Source organism: Variovorax sp. J22R115, from assembly GCF_030317005.1.
GTDB lineage: Bacteria > Pseudomonadota > Gammaproteobacteria > Burkholderiales > Burkholderiaceae_C > Variovorax.
Genome location: NZ_JASZYM010000002.1, coordinates 20,365 through 43,181, shown reverse-complemented (window position 1 = coordinate 43,181; position 22,817 = coordinate 20,365). Strand labels below are relative to the sequence as shown.

The window sequence follows — 22,817 nt, the reverse complement described above, 5'->3', positions numbered from 1 at the left end:
TCAGCGCGCGCGCTTGACCAGTGCGCCAGGGTCGCTGCGCGGAGCCCGCTTGGCCGGCTTGCGCGGACCCAGGTTCGCGAGCAGCGGTTGCGGCTCACCTGAAGGCGCCTGTTGCGCGACCGGATCGAGAACCGCACCCATGCCCTTCGAAAAGTCGAGGCATGCGCGATCGAAGGCGGCCAGCGCCTCGAAGTATTCGCGCCGGGCGGATTTGGCGGTCATGAGTCAACCCTGTTCGAGAAGCCACTGCTCCCGTGTCTGAAATGGACAAATACCGAGGTTTTTGTCTTACAAGTCTGCGAAGGCCGTACGAAGACAAGAGTACACAATGTGAAAACCTCCTTCACTTGGTTGGAGCGATGGGATGAAGTTTTGCGAAGCGTGCCACACGGCGAACAAGGACCGTGCCAGATACTGCTGTGGTTGTAAAGGCAGGTTTTCGGGCGTGCGCTTCGCGGCGAACACCTCGGCCAGCACGACACCCGGTTCGCTCGAGGCCTCATCCACACCGCCGGTGCCTACACGAACGCTGAACCGTGCCGACCCATCGCGCAGCCAGCTAGGCAAGCGCACAGGCTTGCGCGTGCTGTTCCTGCTGCTGCTTTTGCTGGGGGCGTTCGCGTACTGGTATTCGAGTCAGCTTGCCGCTGGCTGGTCGACGATCGAGAACGCCGTCTCTTCCTCTGCCGCCTCTCTCACATCCCGGATCGATTCGCTGCGAGAGTCGCTCGCTTCGGAAGAGGTGTCCATCGTCGAGACGGAGGTACAACCCACGGTAGCCGCCAGCTCCCGTGAGCCTCCCGTACCGCGGCCCGAACCGGCAACCGTATCGCAGCGACGCGGCGACGACAGTTCCTCCAGGCCGAGAAGCAGCGACACCGTGAACGCATTCGAATCGGGACGCAAGGCCCCACGCGCCGCGGCCGTCGAACGCGTTCAGCCTCCGGTCGTGATGGGTTCGGCCTTCCAGGAGCCGGCGCCTCTTGCGCCGACGGACACGCCGGCGGTGGACATCCCTGCGACCGCGCGCGTCGCCACGGAGCCAAAGGAAAAGGCGTGCTCCGAAACGCTCGCCGCATTGGCCTTGTGCCCGAAGTGACGAAGTCCGAACGCACGCCTTCCGTGGCGCTTACTTCCTTCGGCATATAGGCCGTCGGCTGCATTGAGTTTCCGCCTGGGGTAGCCCACGATGGCGCCCTTCGTTCGGCAGCGCCGTGCAAGGCGCACCGCCTAGGAGGAATGCCGCCATGGCCTGGCAGTCGCTCGCCAATCGCCTTTCGACGCTGCCGCGCGTGCTGGCCGGGCCGGTGCTGCGAAGGGTCGCGCCGCGCAGCGTCAGCGTGTGGCTGGCGATGCGCGCGGGCGGCGACGTCACGCTCACGGTGTTCGATGCGCTCGACGCGACCGTGGCTTCGGGCCATCGCCACACCGTTGCCGTCGGCACGCAATTGCACATCGTGTGCGTCACGGCGGTTCCGGATGCCGGCGCGCCCGACCTCGTGGAAGGCGTGATCTACCGCTACAAGCTCGCGTTCGCCTTCGATGACCAGCAGGCCATGGACCTGCCCACAGCCACGGGCACGACCACGCTGCCCGCCGCTTTCGCTTACGTGCCCTTCGGCCTGCCGAGCTTCTGCCTGCCGCCCGCGTCGCTCGAGGACCTGCGCCTGCTTTGCGGCTCGTGCCGCATTCCGCACGGCAACGGCAGGGATGCCTTTTCGGTGGGCGACAAGCTGTTGGCGCAAGCCGCGTCCAACCCGATCGCGCGGCCGCACCAGTTGTTGCTGACAGGCGACCAGATCTACGCGGACGATGTCTCGGCCTCGCAGCTGATGGTGCTCTCCGATGCCGCCCATGTGCTGCTCGGCTGGAAGGAACAGATTCCCTACGACGTCGCGGGCAGCAAGGCGGACGTGGACAAGCTCTTGCCCTTCCTGCGCCGCGATCCGCTGGAGGCCGCAGGTTTCACTTCGGAGGACCTCGACGGGCAATTGCTGTCGCTCGGCGAGTACCTGTGCATGTACATCATGGTGTGGTCCGATGTGCTGTGGCCCGCCGACATGCCGATCTTCAGCGATGTTGCCGATGCCACGCGCGTGGTGCTCGGCGGCGATGCGATCGCATTCAGCCACTGGTTCGGCAAGCGCGTGAAAAAGGGCCACCATTTCGGCATGGACCGCGAAGCGAAGAAGCTCGCGTTGTTCCGCCAGGACCTCACCGACGTGCGCCGGATGCTGGCCAACATCCCGTGCTACATGATCTTCGATGACCACGAGGTCACCGACGACTGGAACATGACGCGCGACACCTGCAAGTCGCTCTACGGCCATCCGCTCGGCCTGCGTGTGGCGCAGAACGCGCTGGTGGCCTATTCGCTGTGCCAGCACTGGGGCAACGTGCCGGAGGTGTTCGAGGACCCGGCCGCGGGCGGCGCCAAGCCACCGGGCAAGGCCTTGCTCGACCTGCTGGACGGCACCACCGATGCCGGCGACTACGAGGCGAAATCGCCTGCGCTGCGCAAGCTGGTGGCGGTGCACGACGAGACTTTGCTGGCGACTCGGCCCGCGAATGCCACGTTCCATGAGGCGGACGAGCTGGTCTACAACTACACGGTCGAAGGGCCAGGCCACCAGATCATCTTCACCGACTCGCGCTCTTGGCGCTCCTTTCCCACGGGCCGGGTCGGCGGCGGCGTGCTGATGCCGGCTGATCAGCTGGTGCAGCAGATCGTGAACACGCCGCCGGCGGGCGAGCGCATCGTGATCGTCGTGATGACCACCAACGCGCCGGCCGTGGAGCCGATCCGCTCCGCGGCGCGCCACGATGGAGTCGCCAATTTCTTCGAACATTTCCCCGATGTGTACGAGGCGTGGGAGTTGCCGTCCATCCACTTCGACCGGCTGATGGCGAGCCTGACCGAGAAGCTGCCGAAGGTCGACGGTACGCGGACCGGCGCGCTGGCCATGATCTCCGGCGACGTGCATTTCAGCTTCGCGACCCGGCTGCTCTACAAGGCCGCCACGCGCCTGGGGGACGTGCAGCCCCAGCCGGTGAAGGCGGTGATCGCGCAACTGGTGGCAAGCTCGTTCCGCAAGGAGACCGACAGCACGCTCGGCTTTCATCGCGACGGCTACGCCTACACGCCCAACCCCATTGCGTGGCTCATGATCCCCAAGACCACGCCGCAGGGCTACGTGGGCTGGAACGTCGCGCAGGGTTCGGAGAAGGTGGTGGGGCAGCGCGGCCTTCACCCCGCAGGCACATTCGTGCCGCTGTTCACCATCGAGCTCGACCAGCCGACCCTGCCCACCGAGCCGGACGGCTTCTTTCTCGGCAATGCGATCGACCCCCAGACGCCACCCGACTACAGCTACCGCCTCGACTACCTGACACCGCCCGAGGTCAGCGTCCCCGTGGACACGACGCCGATTCCGACGCCGACCGCGGGCAGCACGCCCGACCAGCGCAAGATGGCCGCCGAGGCGCTGCGGCTCGCGGCCACGAAGTACCGCATGTACAACGCCGGCGGCGCGGTGAACAAGGTCATCGGCACCAACAATTTCTGCGAGATCACCTTCGACTGGCATCCGACCAACGTCAGCCTGCGCCGCCTGCACCACACCGTGCGCTGGCGCAAGGACAAGGACAGCGAGCTCCAGCTCAGCGACTACGTGGTGAGCCTCGATCCCGACGACTCTGCATTCGCGGAATTCGTGCCGCGCGCGATGCCATGAGCGCCGCCCGGCCGCCCGAAGGCGCTCGCACCGCAGTGCGAAGCACGGAGGTTGCCCGATGAGCGCCACCTTCTTCGAATCACTCTCGAGCGGACTCGCGAGCCTGCTCGACCCGGTGATCCAGGTCGTCGAGGAGCCGGCCTTCCTCCAGCGCCTGCTGGCCGAGCTGGGCGTGCCGCCCGACTCGGACAGCAACACGCTGCTGGAGGCGCTCGCGGCCGTCGCGGAGTTGAGGCATCGCATCGATGCGCTCGCAGCGCAGGAGGCGCCGTCCTTCGATGCGATCGCCGCCGTTCTGGACGCGGCCGCCGAGGCCTTCGAAGCCTTGCGGCGTCTCGAACAGCAGGGGCCGCTGGCCTCGCTCGAGGGCCTGGGTCGCGAACTGGTCGACCTGCTGGTGATGGCCTTTCTCGAAAGCCGCGTTCCAGCCGCACGGCCGACGGCGGCGCTGCTGACGCTGCTCGAACCGGCCGACGAGCGCCAGGGCAACCCGCCGCTCGTGCAGGGCGGTCGCCTGGTGCGCGACAGCTACCGGCTCGACCGCTGGCACCTCGACCGCTTGCCGTCGCTGCTGAAGGATCCGATGGCCGTGTTGCGCGCCGAGTACGGCAATGCAATGCAGACCGCGGCCGATGCGCACGCCATGGCCGACAAGCTGTTCCCGCGGCTTGTGCGTCTGCTGCGTGCGCTTGGCGTCACTTGCCGCTACGGTTTCGATCCCGACGATGCCGTCGCGCTCGGCGATGCCGGCCCGCTGATGGCGCATGCGCTGATCGTGTACGTCGACGATCCGCTCTACGGCGCGGCGTCCGAGTCGGGCGTCGTCCTCTCGCTGTCGCCGGCGGAGCAGGGTGATCTGGGCCTGGTTATCAGCCCCTTCGGCGCGATCGCAGTGCAAGCGAGCGCCGGGCCCTGGAAGATCGCGGCCGCTCTCACCGCGGGCATCGACGTCGTCGCGTGGGGCCGGCACGGTGTGACGCTGCTTGCGAGCCCGGGCACCGTCGAGGCGAAGGGCAGCGCATCGGCGACGCTCGAGACGATTGACGCGGGGCCGGCCTACGTGATCGGGCAGCCCGACGGCGCGCGCATCGAAGTCGGCGGTGCGCGGATCGGACTCGAAGTCGCTCTGTCGGAGTCGCACGCATCGCTGGCCGTGTCGGCGGACGTGACGAAGGCGATGGTGGTCATCGCCGCCGGCGACGGTGATGGGTTTCTCAGCGCGATCCTTCCCGCCGGTGGCCTGCAGGCCGAGGGCGATCTCGGCATTGCGTGGTCGAGCGACAAAGGCCTGACCCTGCGCGGCAGTGCGGCGCTCGAAGCCTCCGTGCCGGTCGGCTTGTCCTTCGGCGGCGTGACGCTCTCCGCACTGACGCTGGCCTTGCGGCCGCAGGATGCCGACGTCGCCGCCGAGGTGTCGGCCAGCGTGTCGGCCTCCATCGGGCCGTTGACGGCGGTGCTCGACAGCATCGGCATCGCCGGCCTGCTGAGCTTCCCGTCCACGGGTGGCAACCTCGGCGTCGCGAATCTCGCTCTCGGCTTCAAGCCGCCCAGCGGCGTGGGCCTGTCGGTGGAAGCGAGTGGCGTGCTCACGGGCGGTGGCTTCCTGTTCCATGACGAAACGCAGAAGCTCTATGCGGGCGTCATGCAGCTGTCGTTGCACGAGACCATCACGCTCAAGGCCTTCGGATTGATCGCGACGCAGATGCCCGACGGCAAGCCGGGCTTCTCGATGATCATCTTCATCACTGCCGAGGACTTCCGGCCGATCCCGCTCGGCATGGGGTTCACGCTGCAAGGCATCGGCGGCATGGTGGCGGTCAACCGCACCTTCGATCAGGACGTGCTGCGCGCAGGATTGAAGAACGACACGCTCGGCACACTGCTGTTCCCGCGCAATCCGGTCGCCAATGCGCCGGCCATCATCCGCTCGCTGGCCAGCGCGTTCCCGGCGCTGCGCGGCAGCTACCTGCTCGGGATCCTGGCGCGCATCGGCTGGGCCACGCCCACGCTGGTGTTGCTGGACTTGGCGCTGATCCTGCAGTTCGGCGCTCGCTCGCGCCTGCTGGTGCTGGGCCGCATCAGCTCGATGCTTCCCTCGCGTGACAACGACCTTCTGCGGCTGAACCTCGATGCGATGGGCGTGCTCGACTTCGACGAGGGCACGGCCTCTATCGATGCCGTGCTCGTCGATTCGCGGCTGGTGCACAAGTTCGCGCTGACCGGCGCCATGGCCTTGCGCGCGCGCTGGACCTCCGGGCCGGGCGCGGGCTTCGTGCTCGCGGTGGGGGGCTTGAACCCTCGCTTCGCGCCGCCGGCCAACCTGCCGAAGCTCGACCGCATCGCCATCGCGCTGAGCTCGGGCAACAACCCGCGCATCACCTGCGAGGCCTACTTCGCGATCACCTCGAACACCTTGCAGTTCGGCGCGCGGGCGCAACTGCATGCGGCCGCCTACGGCTTCAGCGTCGATGGCGACATCGGCTACGACGTGCTGATCCAGCTCGTGCCGCTGCATTTCCTCGCCGACTTTCATGCGTCGGTGCAACTCAAGCGCGGCTCCAGCAATCTCTTCAAGGTCTCGCTCCAAGGCGAACTCGAAGGGCCGCGTCCGCTGCGCGTCAGTGGCAAGGCTTCGTTCGAGATCCTCTGGTGCGACTTCACGGTGCGCTTCGACAAGACCCTGATCGACGGCGAGAAGCCGCCGCTGCCGCCGGCCGTGGATGTGCTCGCGGAACTGAAGAAGGCGCTGACCACGCCGCAAAGCTGGACCACGCTGGGGCCAGCCCATGCCAGCCATGGCGTGGCGCTGCGCAAGCTCGCCGCCACGGGCGGGGGCGGCGGTGCGATCGTGCTGGATCCGCTCGGGCGCCTGGTCGTCAGGCAGCAGGTCGTGCCGCTGAACACCTCGCGCGACGTCGATTCGTTCGGCGGCGCGCCCGTGGCGGGTGCCCGGCGCTTCACGGTCACGGCGACGCTGAACACGCAGCCGCAAGGCGGCGGCCCGGTGCGCGACCAGTTTGCGCCCGCGCAGTTCTTTGCCATGAGCGACGACGAGAAGCTCGCGGGCCCGTCTTTCGAGGAGATGGATGCGGGGCTGGTCTTCGGCAGTGAAGCGGTCAGCTTCGATGCGGCGGAAGTCGTCGCGGCGCCCCTGAAGTACGAGTCGATCGTGATCGACGACATGAGCGCGCCGCCGAAGCCGCCCGCGCCGCCGTTCGTCATGAGCTTTGCGCAGCTGCGCTTTCACAGCCGCACCGGCGCGGCCGCGCGGGCACCAGTGCGGGCCATCGGCTTGGCTCGCTTCCGCCGGGGCGAAGAAATCGAAGCCGAACCCTCACAGGCCGTGGAGGTGGAAGCGCCCCGGTGGGCCATCGTTCCATTGGCCGACGGCGCGCCGCCACCGGTCGATGCAACGCTGCGGACCTGGAGCGAATACCGCGCCGCGCTGGACACGCTCAACCGCGGCGGCGCCCGGTGGCAGGTGGTGCCGCTGCACGAGTTGCAGGCCTAGCGAACGCAGCAGGAGACGATCGATGCCAAGTTCCGATCCCGCAGCCAACCTGAGCCTCCTGCCATGGGTGCGCCAGGGCGCCGCCGCGAGCATCACCACGCCCGATTCGCTCGGCGCGGGCCAGCACGCGGTGGCCGATCTGTCCGCCGTGCTGTCGGTCAACGGCAGCGCCGCGCCGCCGGTGACGGTGCGGCTGCGCGGTCCGGCCGACGTGGTGGGCATCGACGCCAACCAGATCGTGCGGCGCGATCCACGTCCGGGCAGCATCGACTTCGAGCCCAACTACTTCGCGGCGATCGAGTTCGACCGGCCCGACTTTCCATGGCTCTTCACACCGGCCCGCGCCGATGCGACAGGCAAGCTGCGGCCCTGGCTCAGCCTGGTGGTGGTGCGCAAGCAGGACGGTGTGTCGCTGGGGCCCACCGTCGATGCGCCATGCACCGCGCTGCAGATCGCCGCACCCGCGAGCCTTGCCGCGGAGCTGCCGGACCTCGTCGACAGCTGGGCGTGGGCGCATGCGCAGGCCGCAGCGCGTGACGCGGCGCAGGTCGGTGGGGCGCTCGCCGGTTCGCCGGCCTTGTCGCTGTCGCGCCTGCTGTGCCCGCGCATCCTCCGCGCAGACACCGACTACATCGCCTGCGTGGTGCCCACCTTCGAACTCGGGCGCAAGGCGGGGCTGGGCTTGCCCATTGCGGACACCGACCTTGTCGCGGCCAACGCGCTCGCGCCGGCATGGACGCCAACGCAGAAACTGCCATTCCTGCTGCCGGTCTACCACCACTGGGAATTCCGCACCGGTCCGGGCGGCGATTTCGAATCGCTGGTGCGCCGGCTCAAGCCGCAGCCGGTGCCCGAGGGCTTGGGGCGCAGGCCCATCGACATCAGCCAGCCGGGCTTCGGCCTGCCGGCGGAGTTTCCGCCGCACGTCGATCTGGGACTCGAAGGGGCACTGCTGCCGATGGAGACGCCCGACACTCCGGCGCCGTGGTCCGAGGAAACGGCCTTGCCATTCCAGACCACCCTGGCCGGCATCATCAACGCGCCGGGCCTGAGCGAAGTGGCCGACCCGGATGCCGATCCGCTGCTTGCGCCGCCCGTCTATGGCCGCTGGCATGCCGGGCGCGCGACGGTGGCGCGCGGCGTTCCCCGGTGGCTGGACCAGCTCAACCTCGACCCGCGTTCGCGCACCGTGGTGGCGTTCGGCACGCGAGTGATCCAGACGCATCAGGAACCGCTGATGGCCGCGGCCTGGGAGCAGGCGGCCGATCTGCAGCGCGCCAACCAGAGGATGCGGCAGCTGCAACTGAGCCTGGCCGTCGGCACCAGCCTGCACGCCCGGCACTTCGCCAACCTCGGCGCGGAGACGCTGCTGCGCATCGGCTCGCCGGCCCTCGCGCGCATTCGCACCATCGCCGCCGACGAGACGGCGCCGCGCACGCTGGTCGCGCGGATGGAGGGCAAGGCGCTGCCGCTCGCGGCCACCAGCCCGGCCATGCGCCGCATCGGCCGCGAGCGCGGCCCGTTCACACGGCGCATCGCAGCGCAGGGCCTGACGCGATCGACCACCATGACGTGGGTCGCCAAGCTCAATCTCGGCATGACCTTCTCCGCGCCGGACGCGACCGATCAGGCCACGGTGGATGCAGTGCGCATCCGGCTGCCGAACGTGACGATTCGCCCCTTCCGCGACGTGACGAAGACACTGATCGACGGCCTGGTCGGGCGGCCCAATTTCCAGGTCATGGCCGAGGGCGCGCCCGTCAACGTGCCGAGCATCTCCGTGATGATGGTGCTGCCTGACAGCCCCTCCGCACACAACTTCCGGCTCGCCGCGAGCGAGCACCTGGGCCGCATCGATCCCGGCCGCTTCAAGGCCATCTTCGCCCCGGCACCCGGGATGGCGATGGATGAGTTGAAGGAGACAGTGCTGGCGCAGACCCGCCCGCGCCAGACGCTGGTGGCGCTGGCGCGCGCGATGGTCTCGGTCGGCGCCGGCGCGGTGCCGCCGGTGGACACGCCCGCGAGCGCCGCGGTGGGCATCGACACCATCATGGCCGCGCCGACCTTCCGCCAGCCGATGTACGAGCCGCTGCGCGACCTGTCGCAGGAACTGCTGCTGCCGGGTTTGCAGACCGTGCTGCCCGACAGCGTGATCGGCCTCAAGACCAACCGCCGCTTCGTCGAGGCCTACATGGTCGGGCTCAACGTCGAGATGGCGCGCGAGTTGCTGTGGCGCGGCTTCCCGACCGACCAGCGCGGCACCTGCTTCAACCAGTTCTGGGACGTGCGCGGCGCGCCGGAGCCTCGTCCGGACATCGGACCGCTGCACTTGTGGGCCGATCGCCCGCTGGCCGATCCGGCCACCGCGCCGGTGCGGGAGCAGTTTGTCATGCTGATGCGCAGCGCGCTGCTCCGGCGCTATCCCAACGCCATCGTCTTCGCCGTGCCGGGCGTGATGGATGCGAACGGCGTGCGCTCGCCGAGCGAGGACGCGGCGGTTGAAGTGCAGCCGGCCTTCAGCGGCAGCATGCAGCCGGACGTGTCCTTCTTCGGCTTCGACTTCACGGCCGCGCAGGCGACCGGTGCCGACGGAAACGCCGGCTACTACATCGTGATCCAGGAGCACCCGACGGAGCCGCGTTTCGGCCTCGACGAAGACACACCGACGGACAGCGCCAGCCACCTGGGCGTGGCGGGCGGACCACCCGCCGGACTGCCGCTGGAAGGCCTGCAATGGGGGCGCAACGGCGCGCACATGGCCGGCATCGTGCGTCAGCTTCCGGTGCGCATCTCGATCCATGCCTCGCAGCTCGTCAAGCACTGAGCGATCGCACCATGGCCACTGTCACAGGCTTCTCCGCTGCAACCTTCTTCAGGAGCAACCTGAAGCTCGCCGCCGCGGCGCACCCGCAGTTGCCGGCGCTGATGGGCGACACGCTGTGCCCGAGCGACCGGCCGCTGGCGCTGCTGCCCGTGCGGCTCGAGACGCGCTTCTTCGCGCAGCCCGATGGCGGCAGCGAACTCCGGGTGCGCATGTATCCCGACAAGATCCACCTCGACTCGCATGAGCCCGAACTGCTGCCGGGCGAGCGGGAGTGGGGACGGCACTACTGGGAGCAGGACTGGCGTGCAGGGCCCGACGCCGCCGCGCGCGCCGATGCGTGGCGGCAGCTGGCCGATCGCTTCGGTGCCGCGCGCGCGGCGTGGATCGCGCGCGTGCTGGAGCCTCGCAATGCCGCCCAGCGCCCGAAAGCGGCAGTGCCCGCGGCCGATCCCTTGCCGGACGCACCGCAATGGCCGGAGGTGTCGGTGGTCTCGGACGGCAAGGACGCCGCATGGCGGCGCGCGCCGATCGCCCGGCTGCTGCCGGATCGCTGGATCGCCATCGTGCAGTCGGGCGGCCTGCCGGTGATCGCGGTGAGCGGCGGCGACATTCGACGTCCGCTGGCGACGGGCCCCGATCCGCAGGCGCCTGTGACGGAGGTGCCGGACGATCAGCTCGCCGTCGACGCCGGCATGCGCTGGATGGTCGATTTCGAGGAAGCCGAGAGAGCCGGCATGGCGTTGCGCATCGCGATCCCGGCGCCCCTGCTGGCCGCGGGACTCGACAGCCTGTTCGTGCTCGGCACCGCATCGACCACCGCGACGGACACCGCGGCGCAGCTGGCCTCGTTGCTCGACGCCCATCACTACACCGATGGCGCCGAGTTCCTGCGTACCGGCACGCCGACCAACAACTCGGCCGACCGGCGGGCCGGCTACGACTCGTCCGACCCGGGCCGCATTCAGAGCTTTGCCAGCGAGGTCGCTTTCGAACCGTCGACGCTCGCTGCCGCATCGAATGCCGTGCGGCTCGGCGCCGCGCTGGGCCTGCCCGCCGGACAGGTATCGCCGGTGCTTGGCCGTCTGCCGCTGGCGGCGGGACAGCAGGACACCGACATGCGCGCGATGAACAACGCGCTCTGGCCGGCCGGATGGGGCTACTTCCTGAACAACCTGGCGGGGCCGGACGGCAGCGGCCTCACGCTCGAACACATCGCGTGGGCCCGTGCCCATTTCCTCGACCATGTGCGAAGCGCCGGGCCTTACCCCAGCCTGCGCGTCGGCCGCCAGCCCTATGGCATCCTGCCCGTCACCTCCCTCGACCAGTGGCACCCGCGCACCGGCGAGGAGGGCGCATTCGCGCGCGACCTCTGGCTGCGAAACGTGTTGCAGCAACTGCGTGACGGCGCCTGGCGACCGCAGTTGGGCGACGCTGCGCGCGTCGGCCGCCGGCAGCCGGCCGATCCCGATGGCGACCTGGCCGACGTGATGCGCACCGATGCCGTCTCGTGCAGCTACAGCACCCGCGCCGTGCTCGGCCGCCACTACCTGCAGCACCTGCGCGCCTTCCTGTTCGAAGACCTGCAGGGCAACGGCTTCATTCCGATGCAGGAAGCGATCGCGACCGGGCTGCTGCAGCGCCTCGGCTTTCCGTGGCGCCCCCGGCTCACGCGTGCCGTCCACGCAGACCTGGGCTACGACGTGACTTCGCCGCTGGTGCAGGCGGGCGAGGTCTCGCCCTGGCGCAAGCTGGAGCCCGACTACATCGGCGCATTGCTGGCCGCATCCGGCATCGATGCATTGATCGCCATGCGGCCGGACCCTGCCAACCCCGATAGCACGTCGCCCCTGCTGCAGACGTTGCTGCGCCATGCACTGCTGCGTGAACTGGCGGAGGCCACCGCCCTGATCGCGGCCGGCTCGCCCGGCAACGATCTGTCTGCCTTGCTGCGTGATCCGGAGCTGATCGACCTCGTGGTCGGTGCCGGGCCGACGCTCACCTGGAAGCGCCAGCTCGACCTCCAGGTGCCGGCCGTGACGGGCGACCGCACGATCCGCCAGTTCCTCGAAAGCGCGGGCAGCTTCGATCAGCCCGCGCTCGCGTCGCTGGGCGCCTTCCGCGACAGCCTGGCCTGGTTGCGCACGCTGGACAGCGAGTCGCTGCAATTGCTGATGCAGGGCACGCTGGATCTTTCGTCGCACCGGCTCGATGCGTGGATCACCTCTTTCGCAAGCAAGCGGCTCGCCGCGATGCGCGCAGAGTCGCCGCAAGGCATTTACGCGGGCGGTTACGGCTGGGTCGAGAACCTGCGGCCGACGCAGGCCTCGTCCGCCGCGCCCGTCACGCCGCCGGCCGGCGAGCCGGGGCCGCTCTTCGCGTCGCCGAACGACAGCGGCTTCATCCATTCGCCCTCGATGACGCATGCCGCCGCCGCGGCGCTGTTGCGCAATGCGCACCTGGGCGCGACCGGCGTCCCGAAGGAAGAGGGCGCCTTCGCGATCGATCTCACATCGCGCCGCGTGCGGGAAGCAACCCAACTGCTGGAAGGCGTGCGTCAGGGGCAGCCGTTGGGCGCATTGCTCGGGTACCGCTTCGAACGCAGCCTTCATGACCTGTCCCTCGACCGCTTCATCGCGCCGCTGCGCGACTTCGCGCCGCTGGTCGCGGGCAAGCTCGAGCCGAAGACGCAGCCCGTGGAAGCCATCGCGGCGAACAACGTCGTCGATGGCCTCGTGCTGCACAGCCGCTGGCGCACTGACGGCCGGCCGGTGAACGCGCTGCTGCAACAGGCGGGCGCCAACGCCGACGAGTTGGACAAGATGGTCCGCGAACTCAATGCCCTCGGCGATGCCATCGACGGACTGGGCGACGCCTTGACCGCCGAAGCCGCCTACCAGATGGCGCGCGGCAACACTTCGCGCATCGCCAGCACGCTGGCCGCCATCGCGCACGGCGACGCGCCTGCACCCGAGCTGGAGGTGGCGCGCATTCCGCGCAGCGGCATTGCGCTCACGCACCGCCTGCTGATGGTGTGGAGCGGAAAGCCCACCGCGACCACCGGTTGGGCTGCGGCATCGACCTCGGCGCGCGCGAGCGCCGAACCGATGCTCAACGCCTGGGCCGCCAGGCTACTGGGCGACCCGCGCAGGGTGCGATGCGTGATCGAGCGCATCGACGGCACGAGCGGTGCCGTCGCGGAGACACGCGTGCTGCGCCTGAGCGATCTTCAACTGGCGCCGCTCGACGTGGTTTACGGCGTGGAAACCGTGGCCGGTCCGCGCCGCACCGACACCTCGCCCGACGACGTCGAGCAGCGCCTGCTGTACTTGGCTCGCCATCAGGAGGGCGGCTTCGGCCCGCAGGCGAACCTGCGCATCCAGCATGCGCGGCCCGCCGATCTCGCGGGCGCGGAGCTGACGCTGCTCGGCGTGCTGGAGCAGGCCCGCGCCGCGCAGCGCCTGCTCTCGAACGCGCGCGGCGCCGATGCCGAGGACCTGAACCCGCCGGAACGCGCCGCCGCGGGGACGCTCGACCTCGCCGAGTTGGAAACCCGCGCAGTGAAAGCCGAGAACGCTCTCACTTCTGCCCACAAGGCACTCGACGCCCTGGTGAAGAAGGGCGCGGCGAGCACGGCCGACGCGCTGCGCACCGCCATGCTGAAGCTCGGCAGCTTCGGTCTGTCGCCCGCCGTGCCAGCCATCGCGGCGGGCGACGATGCGCCGTCGCGCGAGGCGTTGCTGCAGCAGGCGGCAGCCCTGCTCAAGCAAGCCAGGCCGCGCCTCGACCAGGGCGCGAGCCTGCGTGCCGCAGCCGCAGCCGCAGCTGTATCGCCCGAGCCGCGCACGCGGCGCGACCGATTGATCGAGCGCATGCGGGCCGTGTTCGGCGCAGCCTTCGTGGTGCTCCCACGCTTCACGTGCCACAACGCGGCCGCGTCGGAGCTGGCATCCGCGCTCGCGGCGACGGCTCTCACGCAGGGCGGCGACCCGTTGGCCGCACACACGTGGTTCACGCGCAGCGCACGCGTGCGCGATCCGTTGGCTCGCCTTGCCGCCTGCCTGCGTGGCGCCGAGGTACTGAACACAGGCGAGCGTCTGAACCTGCGGGTGGCGCAATTGCCCTTCGTCAGCGGCGAGCGCTGGGTGGGCTTGCCCTGCAAGCCGACCGCAGAGCCGCCCTCGGGCAAGCTATCGCTGGTGCTGCAGCTGCCGGCCACGCTCGACACTGCGTTGCCGTTGTGCGGCCTGGCCGTCGATGAATGGATCGAGGTCGTGCCCAGCCGTCGCGAGACCACCGCGATCACCTTCCAGTACAACCCGCCGGACGCCTGCGCGCCCCAGAGCGTGCTGCTCGCCGTGCCGCCGGTGCCGGAAGAGGCGTGGACCATCGCCGGCCTGCACCGCGTGCTGGCCGAGACGCTGGACCTGGCCAAGCTGCGTGCCATCGACGCCGAGGCGCTGGCTGGCACGGCCCAGTACCTGCCCGCGCTCTACCTCGCCTTCAACGCGAAGGACGACGTGGTGTCCACCGACGCCGCGCCGCTGACGCGATAGCTCTTCATCCAGCGCCCGGACACGCCATGCCTGCCAAGCCCAAGCCGCCCACCGACGCCGTCGCTGCGCCGCCCAAGCCGCGCCTGCCCAGGCAGCCGCCCGAACCACGCGAGCCGCCGGACCCACCACCGCCGCGTCCGCCGCGCCCCCCTCCGCCTCCGAGGCCACCGCCCCCGCCGCCGCAGCCCCCACCCCCGCCGCCGCCCACCGGCCCCACCACGGCGTCGATCACGAGCTGGACCCGGATTGAGCCGCATTGCCGCGACGAGGCCATGTCGACCGGCACCCACGCACGGGCGTTCGATCCGCTGTGGTTCCTGGCGCGGCAGTGGCAGGTCGGCGAATTCCAGGCCGAGGACGCGGGCTCGCCCGTGCAGGCACGCGTGCGCGCCACCAGCGCCATGCTGTCGCGCTGCCACCTCGGCGAGTTGAAGCACGACACGCGGATGCAGGCGCCGCCCTATGACCCGATGGGCACGCCGCTGGAGGTGCACGTCGAGCGCCGCCGCATGCGCCCGGTCGATTCGAACGACCCCCGCATGCTGACGCTGGCGGTCGAAGCCGGCCTGCAGTTCCTGCGCATGCTGGAGTTGCAGCCCTTGTCGAAGAGCTATCGCGCGGCCTTGATCGCGCGCTTCGCGCTGCAATCGTTGCCCGCGGCGCCGGTCGATGCCGACCCGGTCGACGAGGCCACGTCGCGCTTCGTGCAGACCATGACCGGGCGCGCGCCCGATGCACGCCGGCTTGCCGACGCCTTCCGCAACGGCGGCGCGGCGCAGGTGGTGCTCGAAACGGCCTTGAAGATCGCCGTCGCCGACCGCGCCGAGGTGCAGCAGGCGGCGCTGGCCTGGCTGGCCTGGTACGACGCACTCGTGAACGAGCCGGCTCCGACCGCCGATGCGGCCGGCGATGCCTGGCAGCCATCGCGCCTGGAATACGCGGTCTCGGTGGCCGCCCGTCTTTCTGATCGTCCCGAAGACGAGATCGCGCTGACCGCCGCCGAGTTCGACGATGGCCGGCTCGACTGGAGCAGCTTCGATCGCAACCTCGAAGTCCGCATGGGCACGGACGGCGATCGCAAACTGAGCAGCGTCGTTGAGACCACCGTGCCCGCACCCGTCGGCTTCCGGGGCGCACCGGCGGCGCGCTTCTGGGAAATGGAGGACGCACGCATCGCCTACGGGCTGCTGCCGGTGGGGCCGACCGACCTCGCGCAACTGATGGTGATCGAGTACGCCGGCAGCTACGGCAATGACTGGTTCGTCGTGCCCCTGACGCTGCCCGTCGGTTCATTGACGCGCGTGGACTCGCTGGTCGTGACCGACACCTTCGGCGTGCGCAGCCTGCTGCGGCCCCTCGGCGATCCGGCTTTGCCGCGGCCCTACTGGTCGATGTGGCAACTGGGCTGCCTGCGCCGGGCGGGCGAGGCGCCCATCGACTCGCCGCAGACGAATCTCTTCTTCCTGCCGCCCTCGCTCGGCCGCGTGATCGAAGGCGGCGTGCTCGAGGACGTGCTCCTGATGCGCGACGAGATGGCCAATCTCGCATGGGCGATCGAGCGCAGTACGGAGAGTCCTGTGGAGGAGGCGGTGCAGCGCATCGAGAACGACGCGGGGCCGGCACCGCCACCCGCCCGTGCCGATGGATCGCTGCGTTACGTGCTGTCTTCGACGGTGCCTGCCAACTGGATCCCGCTGTTGCCCGTGCAACTCGCCGGCGAGGGCGGCAAGATCGTCCAGCGCCTGCGGCGTGGCGCCGTGCTGCAACCGGACGGCTCGATGAAGATCCATCCCGCGCAGGGCACGGTACTCAATGCGGGCACCCAACTGCTGCTCTATGACGAGGAGGTGCCGCGCGAAGGTGCGCACGTGATCCGCTCCCGGCGAATGGCGCGATGGACCGACGGGTCCACGTGGATGTGGACCTCGTTCCGAAGGCAGGTCGGGCGCGGGGAAGGATCGAGCGGCTTGCGCTTCGATCAGGCGGAAGGGGAGGGAGAAGGCGACGCCTAGCGTCAGTGTCGTCACAGTGCCAGCGAACCCTGCCGAATCGTCAGCCAAGTGGGCAAAACGCTGCAACCTTGCGGCTACCGTCTGACACGCGCCCTGCGCACACTGGCTTGCATCAACCGAGGATTTCCCGATGCAAGCCCGTCACTACCCCAGCACCGTCTACCTCAGCGCCCCCGAGATGATTCGCCTCGTCCGGCGCAAGGGCCTGTCCGACTGCATTGCAGGGGTGGCTCATCGCATCGAGTGCGAGTTCCTGCGATGGAACGAGTTCGACAAGAGCGCGCGACTGGCCAGCCATTCGGACGTCGGCGTGATCGAACTGATGCCCATCGCCGACGCGGAACTGTTCGCCTTCAAGTACGTCAACGGCCACCCGAGCAATCACCGGTATGGCCTGCCGACGGTGATGGCCTTCGGCGTGCTCGCCGACGTGCGCACCGGTGCGCCGCGCTTCCTGTCGGAGCTGACGCTGACGACGGCCATCCGCACCGCCGCGATGTCTGCGGTCGCCGCCCGCAAGCTGGCGCGGCCGGGGAGCCGCAGCATGGCGCTGATCGGCAACGGCGCGCAAGGCGAATTCCAGGCGCTCGCGTTTCGCGATCTCGTGGGCATTCGCGAACTTCGCTTGTTCGATACGGATCCGGCCGCCAGTGCCAAGCTCGCCGCCAACCTCGACGGCCTGGGATTCCAGATCCGCATGTGCGGCAGCACGGCCGAGGCGGTGCGAGGCGCCGACATCGTGACCACCGCGACGGCCGACAAGACCAACGCGACCATCCTCACGCCCGAGATGATCGAGCCCGGCATGCACATCAACGCGGTGGGCGGCGACTGCCCGGGCAAGACCGAACTGCATCGGGGCGTGCTGGAGCGCGCGTCGGTGTTCGTCGAGTTCGAGCCGCAATCGCGCATCGAAGGCGAGATCCAGCAGATGCCTTCGGACTTCGCGGTCACCGAGTTCTGGCAGGTGCTCGCAGGCCATCGGCCGGGGCGTGTCGATGCCGCGGAGGTCACGGTGTTCGACTCGGTCGGCTTCGCGCTGGAGGACTTCGCGGCGCTCGCCTTCATGCGCGAGACGGCCGAGGCGCTGGGCCTGGGCGAGATCCTCGACCTGATGCCCGAGACGGCCGACCCGAAGAACCTGTTCGGCGTCTTGCGGGTCAGGAGTGGCAGCGAAGACACGCGCGAAGTCACGATGGCGGCGCTCCACTCAGTGCCGATGTGAAGAGCCGCTTGCCCCGGGACCGGAGCAGCGTCACCAGACGCTGCGCGGCCGGCGACAGGTAGCCCTCCCTGCGATAGGTGACGCCCAGGTGGCGTCGCAGCGTCGTCTCCTTCAACGGGACCTCGCGCAGCACGCTCTTGGCGCCGCTCGCGTTGAGCGTGTGGCGCGACAGGAAGCTCAGCAGGTGCGTGCGAGCGATGAGTCGCGGCAGCAGCGGGATCGAGTTGGCATCGATCTGCGCCGTCGGGGTCGGCAAGCCGCGCGAGCGGAAGGCGGCGTCCAGCCACTGCCGGCTCACGATGGTGTTCACCGGCAGCACCCAGCGCCAGGCGAGCAGCGATTCCATCGTGATCCGCGGCAGCGCGAACACCGGGTGATCGGGACTGGTCGCGACCACCACCACGTCCTCCACGATCGAGTGCGTCACGAAGTCGTCGTCGTGCTCCGGCATCAGTCCGATGAGCAGGTCGATCGCGCCTTCGCGCAGCCGCTCGCGCAGCGCGATGCTCGGCGCGACGGTGATGTCGATGGTGGTCTCGCTGGCTTCGGCCAGCAGCAGGCTGCAGATCTCGGGCAGCACGTGGTCGGCCGCGATCGGCCCGCTGCCGATGCGCACGTGGCCGGCGTTGCCCTTGGCGAAATCACCGACCTCGCGCAGCGCTTCTTCGGTCGCGCCGCGCAGCACGCGGGCGCGCGCCAGCAGCACTTCGCCCACGGGCGTGAGCCGGATGCCGCGGCCCTTGCGTTCGAACAGCACGGCTCCGAAGGCTTCCTCCAGCCGCTGCACCGCCTTGGTCAGCGCGGGCTGGGTGCGGCCCAGCTTGTCGGCGGCCTGCCCGACGTGGCCCAGTTCGGCCACGGTCTCGAAATACTTCAGGTCTCGAAGTTGGACGTCCATTCATAGCTCCGAGGAATCAATGGATGAACATTATCGAATGGACGGAATGGGTTGGAGTTTTCAGAATTCGCTCTACCAACAGGAGACATTCCATGACACGTCGATACCGTTTGCTGGCAGGCGCCGCTTTCGCACTGCTCGCCTGCAGCAGCTTTGCCCAGACCCCGTGGCCCGCAAAGCCGATCAAGCTGGTGGTGCCTTTCCCGCCCGGCGGGGGCACCGACTTCGTGGCGCGCCTCGTCGCCGAGAAACTGACGACCCAGGCCGGCTGGGTGATCGTGATCGACAACAAGCCCGGCGCGGGCGGCAACATCGGGCTCGACGCCGTCGCCAAGGCAGCGCCCGATGGCTACACCATCGGGCTCGGGCAGACCGCCAATCTGGCGATCAATCCCGCGCTCTACGCAAAGATGCCCTTCGACCCGCTGAAGGATTTCGCACCGATCGCCTCGGTCGCATCGCAGCCGGTGGTGTTGATCGTGAACGCATCGTCGCCCTACAAGACCCTGGCCGATGTGGTCGCCGCATCCAAGGCCAAGCCCGAATCGCTGCGCATCGGCCTGGCCGGCAACGGCACCGTGGGCCACCTGGCCGGCGAGATGCTGGAGCGCCGCGCGGACATCAAGGTCCTGAACGTGCCGTACAAGGGCGCAGGCCCGGCAATGACCGACCTGCTCGGCAACCAGGTGGAGCTGAACTTCGCGAACACGCCGGTCGCGATTCCCCAGCTGAGCGGCGGCAAGGTGCGTGCGCTGGCCATCAGCGCGCCGCAGCGCCTGAAGAGCGTGCCGCAGCTCGCCGCCGTGCCGACCGTCGCCGAGCAGGGCTACCCCGGCTTCGATGCGATCACCTGGACCGGCCTGGTCGCACCCGCCGGCACGCCGCCGGCGGTGGTCGAGCGCATCAACATCGAGGTGCAGAAGATCCTCAAGCGCCCGGACGTGATCGAGAAACTGGCGCTCGAAGGCAGCACCGCCGCCGCCGAGGGCACGCCCAAGCAGTTCGCCGACTACATCCGCAGCGAACACCAGAAATGGGGTGCGCTGATCCGCGAAGCCAACATCAAGCTCGACTGAGCAGCGACAGGACATCACCCAGTGAACCCCACCATCCTGGTCACGGCGCCCAAGCTGGCGAAGGCCGGCGCCGACCTCCTGGCGCAAGCCGGCGCGCGCGTCCTCTACCTTTCCGATCCCAGCGTGGAAGAGGTCGAACGCATCATGACGACGGAACCCGTCGATGCGGTCATCTCGCGCACGGTGCAGCTCACTGCCCGAGCGATCGCGGCGTGCCCCACGCTCAAGGTCATCTCCAAGCATGGCGTCGGCGTCAGCAACATCCACGTCGATGCAGCCACGGCGCGCGGCATTCCGGTGTACGTGACGTCGGGCGCCAATGCGCAGTCGGTGGCCGAGATGACACTGGGGCTGATGTTCGCCGCCGCGCGCCGCATCGGCTGGATGGACGCCGAACTGCACGCGGGCCGGTGGTCGCGTGCGCAGGATGGCGTCGAACTGCACGGCAAGACGCTCGGACTGGTCGGCTTCGGCCAGATCGGCCAGCGTGTCGCCACCGTATGCCTGGCGCTCGGCATGGACGTGGTGGCCTTCGACCCGGCGCTGGCCGACGGCAAGAGCCCGGTCGATCGCGTACGGCTGGTGCCGTCACTGGACGCGATGCTGCCGCTCGTCGACGTGTTGAGCCTGCACGTGCCTCTCAACAAGCACACCCGCAACATGGTGGGCGCGACGCAGCTTGCGGCGATGCGGCGCGGCGCGATCCTCGTCAACACCGCGCGCGGCGAAGTGATCGACGAGCCGGCGCTGATCGACGCGCTGCAAAGCGGCCAGCTGCATGCGGCCGGCCTCGACACCATGGCGACCGAGCCCCTGCCCGCGGGCAGTCCGCTGGCCGCACTGCCAAATGTGGTGCTGACACCGCATGTCGGCGGCTCGACGCCGGCTGCGCTCGCTGGCATGGCGAGCGGCGCCGCGCGCAACGTGCTCGGGTGGCTTCAGGGCCAGCCGGTCGATGCATCCGCCTGCGTCAATCCCCAGGTCTTTTCCTGAACCCCAACGTCTTACGTCCCCGGAGATTCCATGAGCAACGAAACCGCCGTCCAGTGGCCCGCCGGCTACCGCATCCATCCCCGCGCCGAAGGCCCCGCTGCCGATGTGGTGGCAGCGTTCCGCGTCATCCCGGTCGCGGCGATCGGCGATGCGATGAGCCGCAACATCGGCACCATCGGCCTGCGCCCGTACCACGCCCGGCTCGACACCGTGCTGTGCGGTCCGGCCGTCACGGTGCGCGTGCGGCCCGGCGACAACCTGATGATCCACAAGGCGCTGATGATGGTGCAGCCCGGCGACGTGCTGGTGATCGACGGCGGCGGCGATGTGTCGCAGGCATTGGTCGGCGGGCTCATCCGCACGACCTGCCTCTTCAAGCGGCTCGGCGGTCTCGTCATCGATGGCGCGGTGCGCGACCTGGGTGAATGGGCGGAGGAGGGCATGCCGATCTTCGCCCGCGGCCACACGCACCGCGGCCCGAGCAAGGACGGCCCCGGCGAGATCAATGTTCCGGTCTCCTGCGCCGGCTTGGCCGTGCTGCCTGGCGACCTGATCGTCGGCGATGCCGATGGGGTTATCGCCATCCCCGCGGCCGAGTGCGCCGACGTCCTCGCTCGAAGCCGCGCGCACCTGGTCAAGGAAGCGAAGATCCGCGCCGACAACGCCGCAGGCAAGTCCGACCCCGAGCGCTTCGACGCGACCTTGCGCGCCAAGGGCTTGCCGGTGTGAGTGCCGCCGTGACGCCCTCATCGTCCAGCTTGGAGCACGTGGCGGCGCCGAGTTCGTCCGCCCCGGCTGGCGCAGGCGCGCAGAAGCTGCCGCGCAAGCTGCGCCGCATCCTGTCGCTGGACGATTTCGAGCACGCGGCACGGCGCTTCCTGCCCGGGCCCATCTTTGCCTACGTATCGGGCGGCTGCGAAACGAACCGCTCGCTGCGTGCCAATCGCAGCGCCTTCGAGGGCTTCGCGTGGGTGCCCCGCATCCTGACCGACACCTCCGCGCGTACGCTCGCCACGCCCTTGCTCGGCCGACAGTACGCGGCGCCATTCGGCATCGCACCCATGGGCATCAGCGCGCTGTCGGCCTACCGCGGCGACCTCGTGCAGGCGCAGGCGGCCGCGGCCGCCAACGTCCCGATGATCCTGAGCGGCACATCCCTGATCCCGATGGAGGAGGTCGCACGCGCCAATCCGGCAGCCTGGTTCCAGGCCTACGTGCCTGGGGAGCCGGAACGCATCCTCAAGCTGCTCGAACGGGTGGAGCGCGCCGGCTTCGGCACGCTGGTCGTCACGGTGGACACGCCCGTCTCGGGCAACCGAGAGAACAACATCCGCGCCGGCTTCTCGACGCCGCTGCGTCCGAGCCTGCGCCTCGCGTTGGATGGCATCACGCATCCCGGCTGGCTTTGCAAGACGGCACTGCGCACGCTGCTGTCACATGGCATGCCGCATTTCGAGAACTCGCAGGCCACGCGCGGCGCGCCTATCCTCTCGTCCAGCGTGATGCGCGACTTCGGCGCGCGCGACCACCTGAACTGGGAGCACTTCGCGCTGATACGCCGGCGCTGGAAGGGCGCACTGGTCGTCAAGGGCATCCTCGACCCGCGCGATGCGCTGCAGGCGCGCGAGCACGGTGCGGACGGCGTCATCCTGTCGAACCACGGCGGCCGGCAGCTCGATGGCGCGGTGTCACCGATCCAGGTGCTGCCGGCGGTCGTCGACGCGCTCGGCAAGGACTATCCCGTGATGATCGACAGCGGCTTTCGTCGTGGCAACGACGTGCTGCTGGCACTGGCGCTGGGCGCGAAGTTCGTCTTCGTCGGGCGGCCCTTCAACTACGCCGGCGCGGTGGCAGGGCAGGCCGGTGTGGAGCACGCCATCGGCATCCTGGCGTCGGAGATCATGCGCAACATGGCGTTGATCGGGGTTCCGAGTCCCGCGGGCGTGTCTCGCCAGAATCTGTTCGGAAGCGCGCCGTAGCCGCAACGGCGC

At 69.3% G+C, this 22,817-nt stretch carries 13 protein-coding genes; 11 read left to right on the top strand and 2 right to left on the bottom strand.

From position 1 onward, the window contains the following. On the bottom strand, positions 1-222 hold the full coding sequence (locus QTI04_RS03075; RefSeq protein ID WP_286614180.1) for a hypothetical protein: 222 nt from the start codon (positions 220-222) through the stop codon (positions 1-3). Positions 223-445: 223 nt separating this feature from the next. On the opposite strand from QTI04_RS03075, the gene QTI04_RS03070 reads away from it, so the two are divergent. From QTI04_RS03070 to QTI04_RS03040, 7 genes are all read left to right on the top strand, one after another. Beyond that, entirely contained in the window at positions 446-1,099 is a 654-nt protein-coding gene (locus QTI04_RS03070; RefSeq protein ID WP_286614179.1) for a hypothetical protein, read from the top strand. Between the two features lie 148 nt (positions 1,100-1,247). Further along, positions 1,248-3,734 (top strand): hypothetical protein, encoded by a 2,487-nt coding sequence (locus tag QTI04_RS03065; RefSeq protein ID WP_286614178.1) that lies wholly within the window; start codon positions 1,248-1,250, stop codon positions 3,732-3,734. A 58-nt stretch (positions 3,735-3,792) separates the two neighbouring features. Next, positions 3,793-7,245 (top strand): DUF6603 domain-containing protein, encoded by a 3,453-nt coding sequence (locus QTI04_RS03060; RefSeq protein ID WP_286614177.1) that lies wholly within the window; start codon positions 3,793-3,795, stop codon positions 7,243-7,245. Between the two features lie 22 nt (positions 7,246-7,267). Further along, on the top strand, positions 7,268-10,069 hold the full coding sequence (locus tag QTI04_RS03055) for a hypothetical protein (RefSeq protein ID WP_286614176.1): 2,802 nt from the start codon (positions 7,268-7,270) through the stop codon (positions 10,067-10,069). A gap of 11 nt (positions 10,070-10,080) precedes the next feature. After that, positions 10,081-14,622 (top strand): hypothetical protein, encoded by a 4,542-nt coding sequence (locus QTI04_RS03050; protein ID WP_286614175.1) that lies wholly within the window; start codon positions 10,081-10,083, stop codon positions 14,620-14,622. Positions 14,623-14,648: 26 nt separating this feature from the next. After that, positions 14,649-16,634, top strand: coding sequence for a hypothetical protein (locus QTI04_RS03045; RefSeq protein WP_286614174.1), 1,986 nt, complete (start codon positions 14,649-14,651; stop codon positions 16,632-16,634). Between the two features lie 130 nt (positions 16,635-16,764). After that, positions 16,765-17,859, top strand: coding sequence for an ornithine cyclodeaminase (locus QTI04_RS03040; protein WP_286614173.1), 1,095 nt, complete (start codon positions 16,765-16,767; stop codon positions 17,857-17,859). Here the strand turns inward: QTI04_RS03040 and QTI04_RS03035 are convergent. Next, a complete protein-coding gene (locus QTI04_RS03035; RefSeq protein ID WP_286598072.1) occupies positions 17,825-18,757 on the bottom strand; it encodes a LysR family transcriptional regulator in 933 nt (310 codons plus the stop codon). The two genes, QTI04_RS03040 and QTI04_RS03035, sit on opposite strands and share 35 nt — an antisense overlap. Before the next feature lie 92 nt (positions 18,758-18,849). On the opposite strand from QTI04_RS03035, the gene QTI04_RS03030 reads away from it, so the two are divergent. The 4 genes from QTI04_RS03030 to QTI04_RS03015 are packed head-to-tail and all read left to right on the top strand — an operon-like array spanning position 18,850 to position 22,805. After that, complete coding sequence (locus QTI04_RS03030; RefSeq protein WP_286614172.1) at positions 18,850-19,833, top strand: tripartite tricarboxylate transporter substrate binding protein; 984 nt, start codon at positions 18,850-18,852, stop codon at positions 19,831-19,833. Between the two features lie 21 nt (positions 19,834-19,854). Next, on the top strand, positions 19,855-20,826 hold the full coding sequence (locus QTI04_RS03025; protein ID WP_286614171.1) for a hydroxyacid dehydrogenase: 972 nt from the start codon (positions 19,855-19,857) through the stop codon (positions 20,824-20,826). A 30-nt stretch (positions 20,827-20,856) separates the two neighbouring features. Beyond that, on the top strand, positions 20,857-21,555 hold the full coding sequence (locus QTI04_RS03020; protein WP_286614170.1) for an RraA family protein: 699 nt from the start codon (positions 20,857-20,859) through the stop codon (positions 21,553-21,555). 29 nt (positions 21,556-21,584) lie between these two features. Further along, complete coding sequence (locus QTI04_RS03015; protein WP_286614449.1) at positions 21,585-22,805, top strand: alpha-hydroxy acid oxidase; 1,221 nt, start codon at positions 21,585-21,587, stop codon at positions 22,803-22,805. The last annotated feature ends 12 nt before the right edge of the window (positions 22,806-22,817 follow it).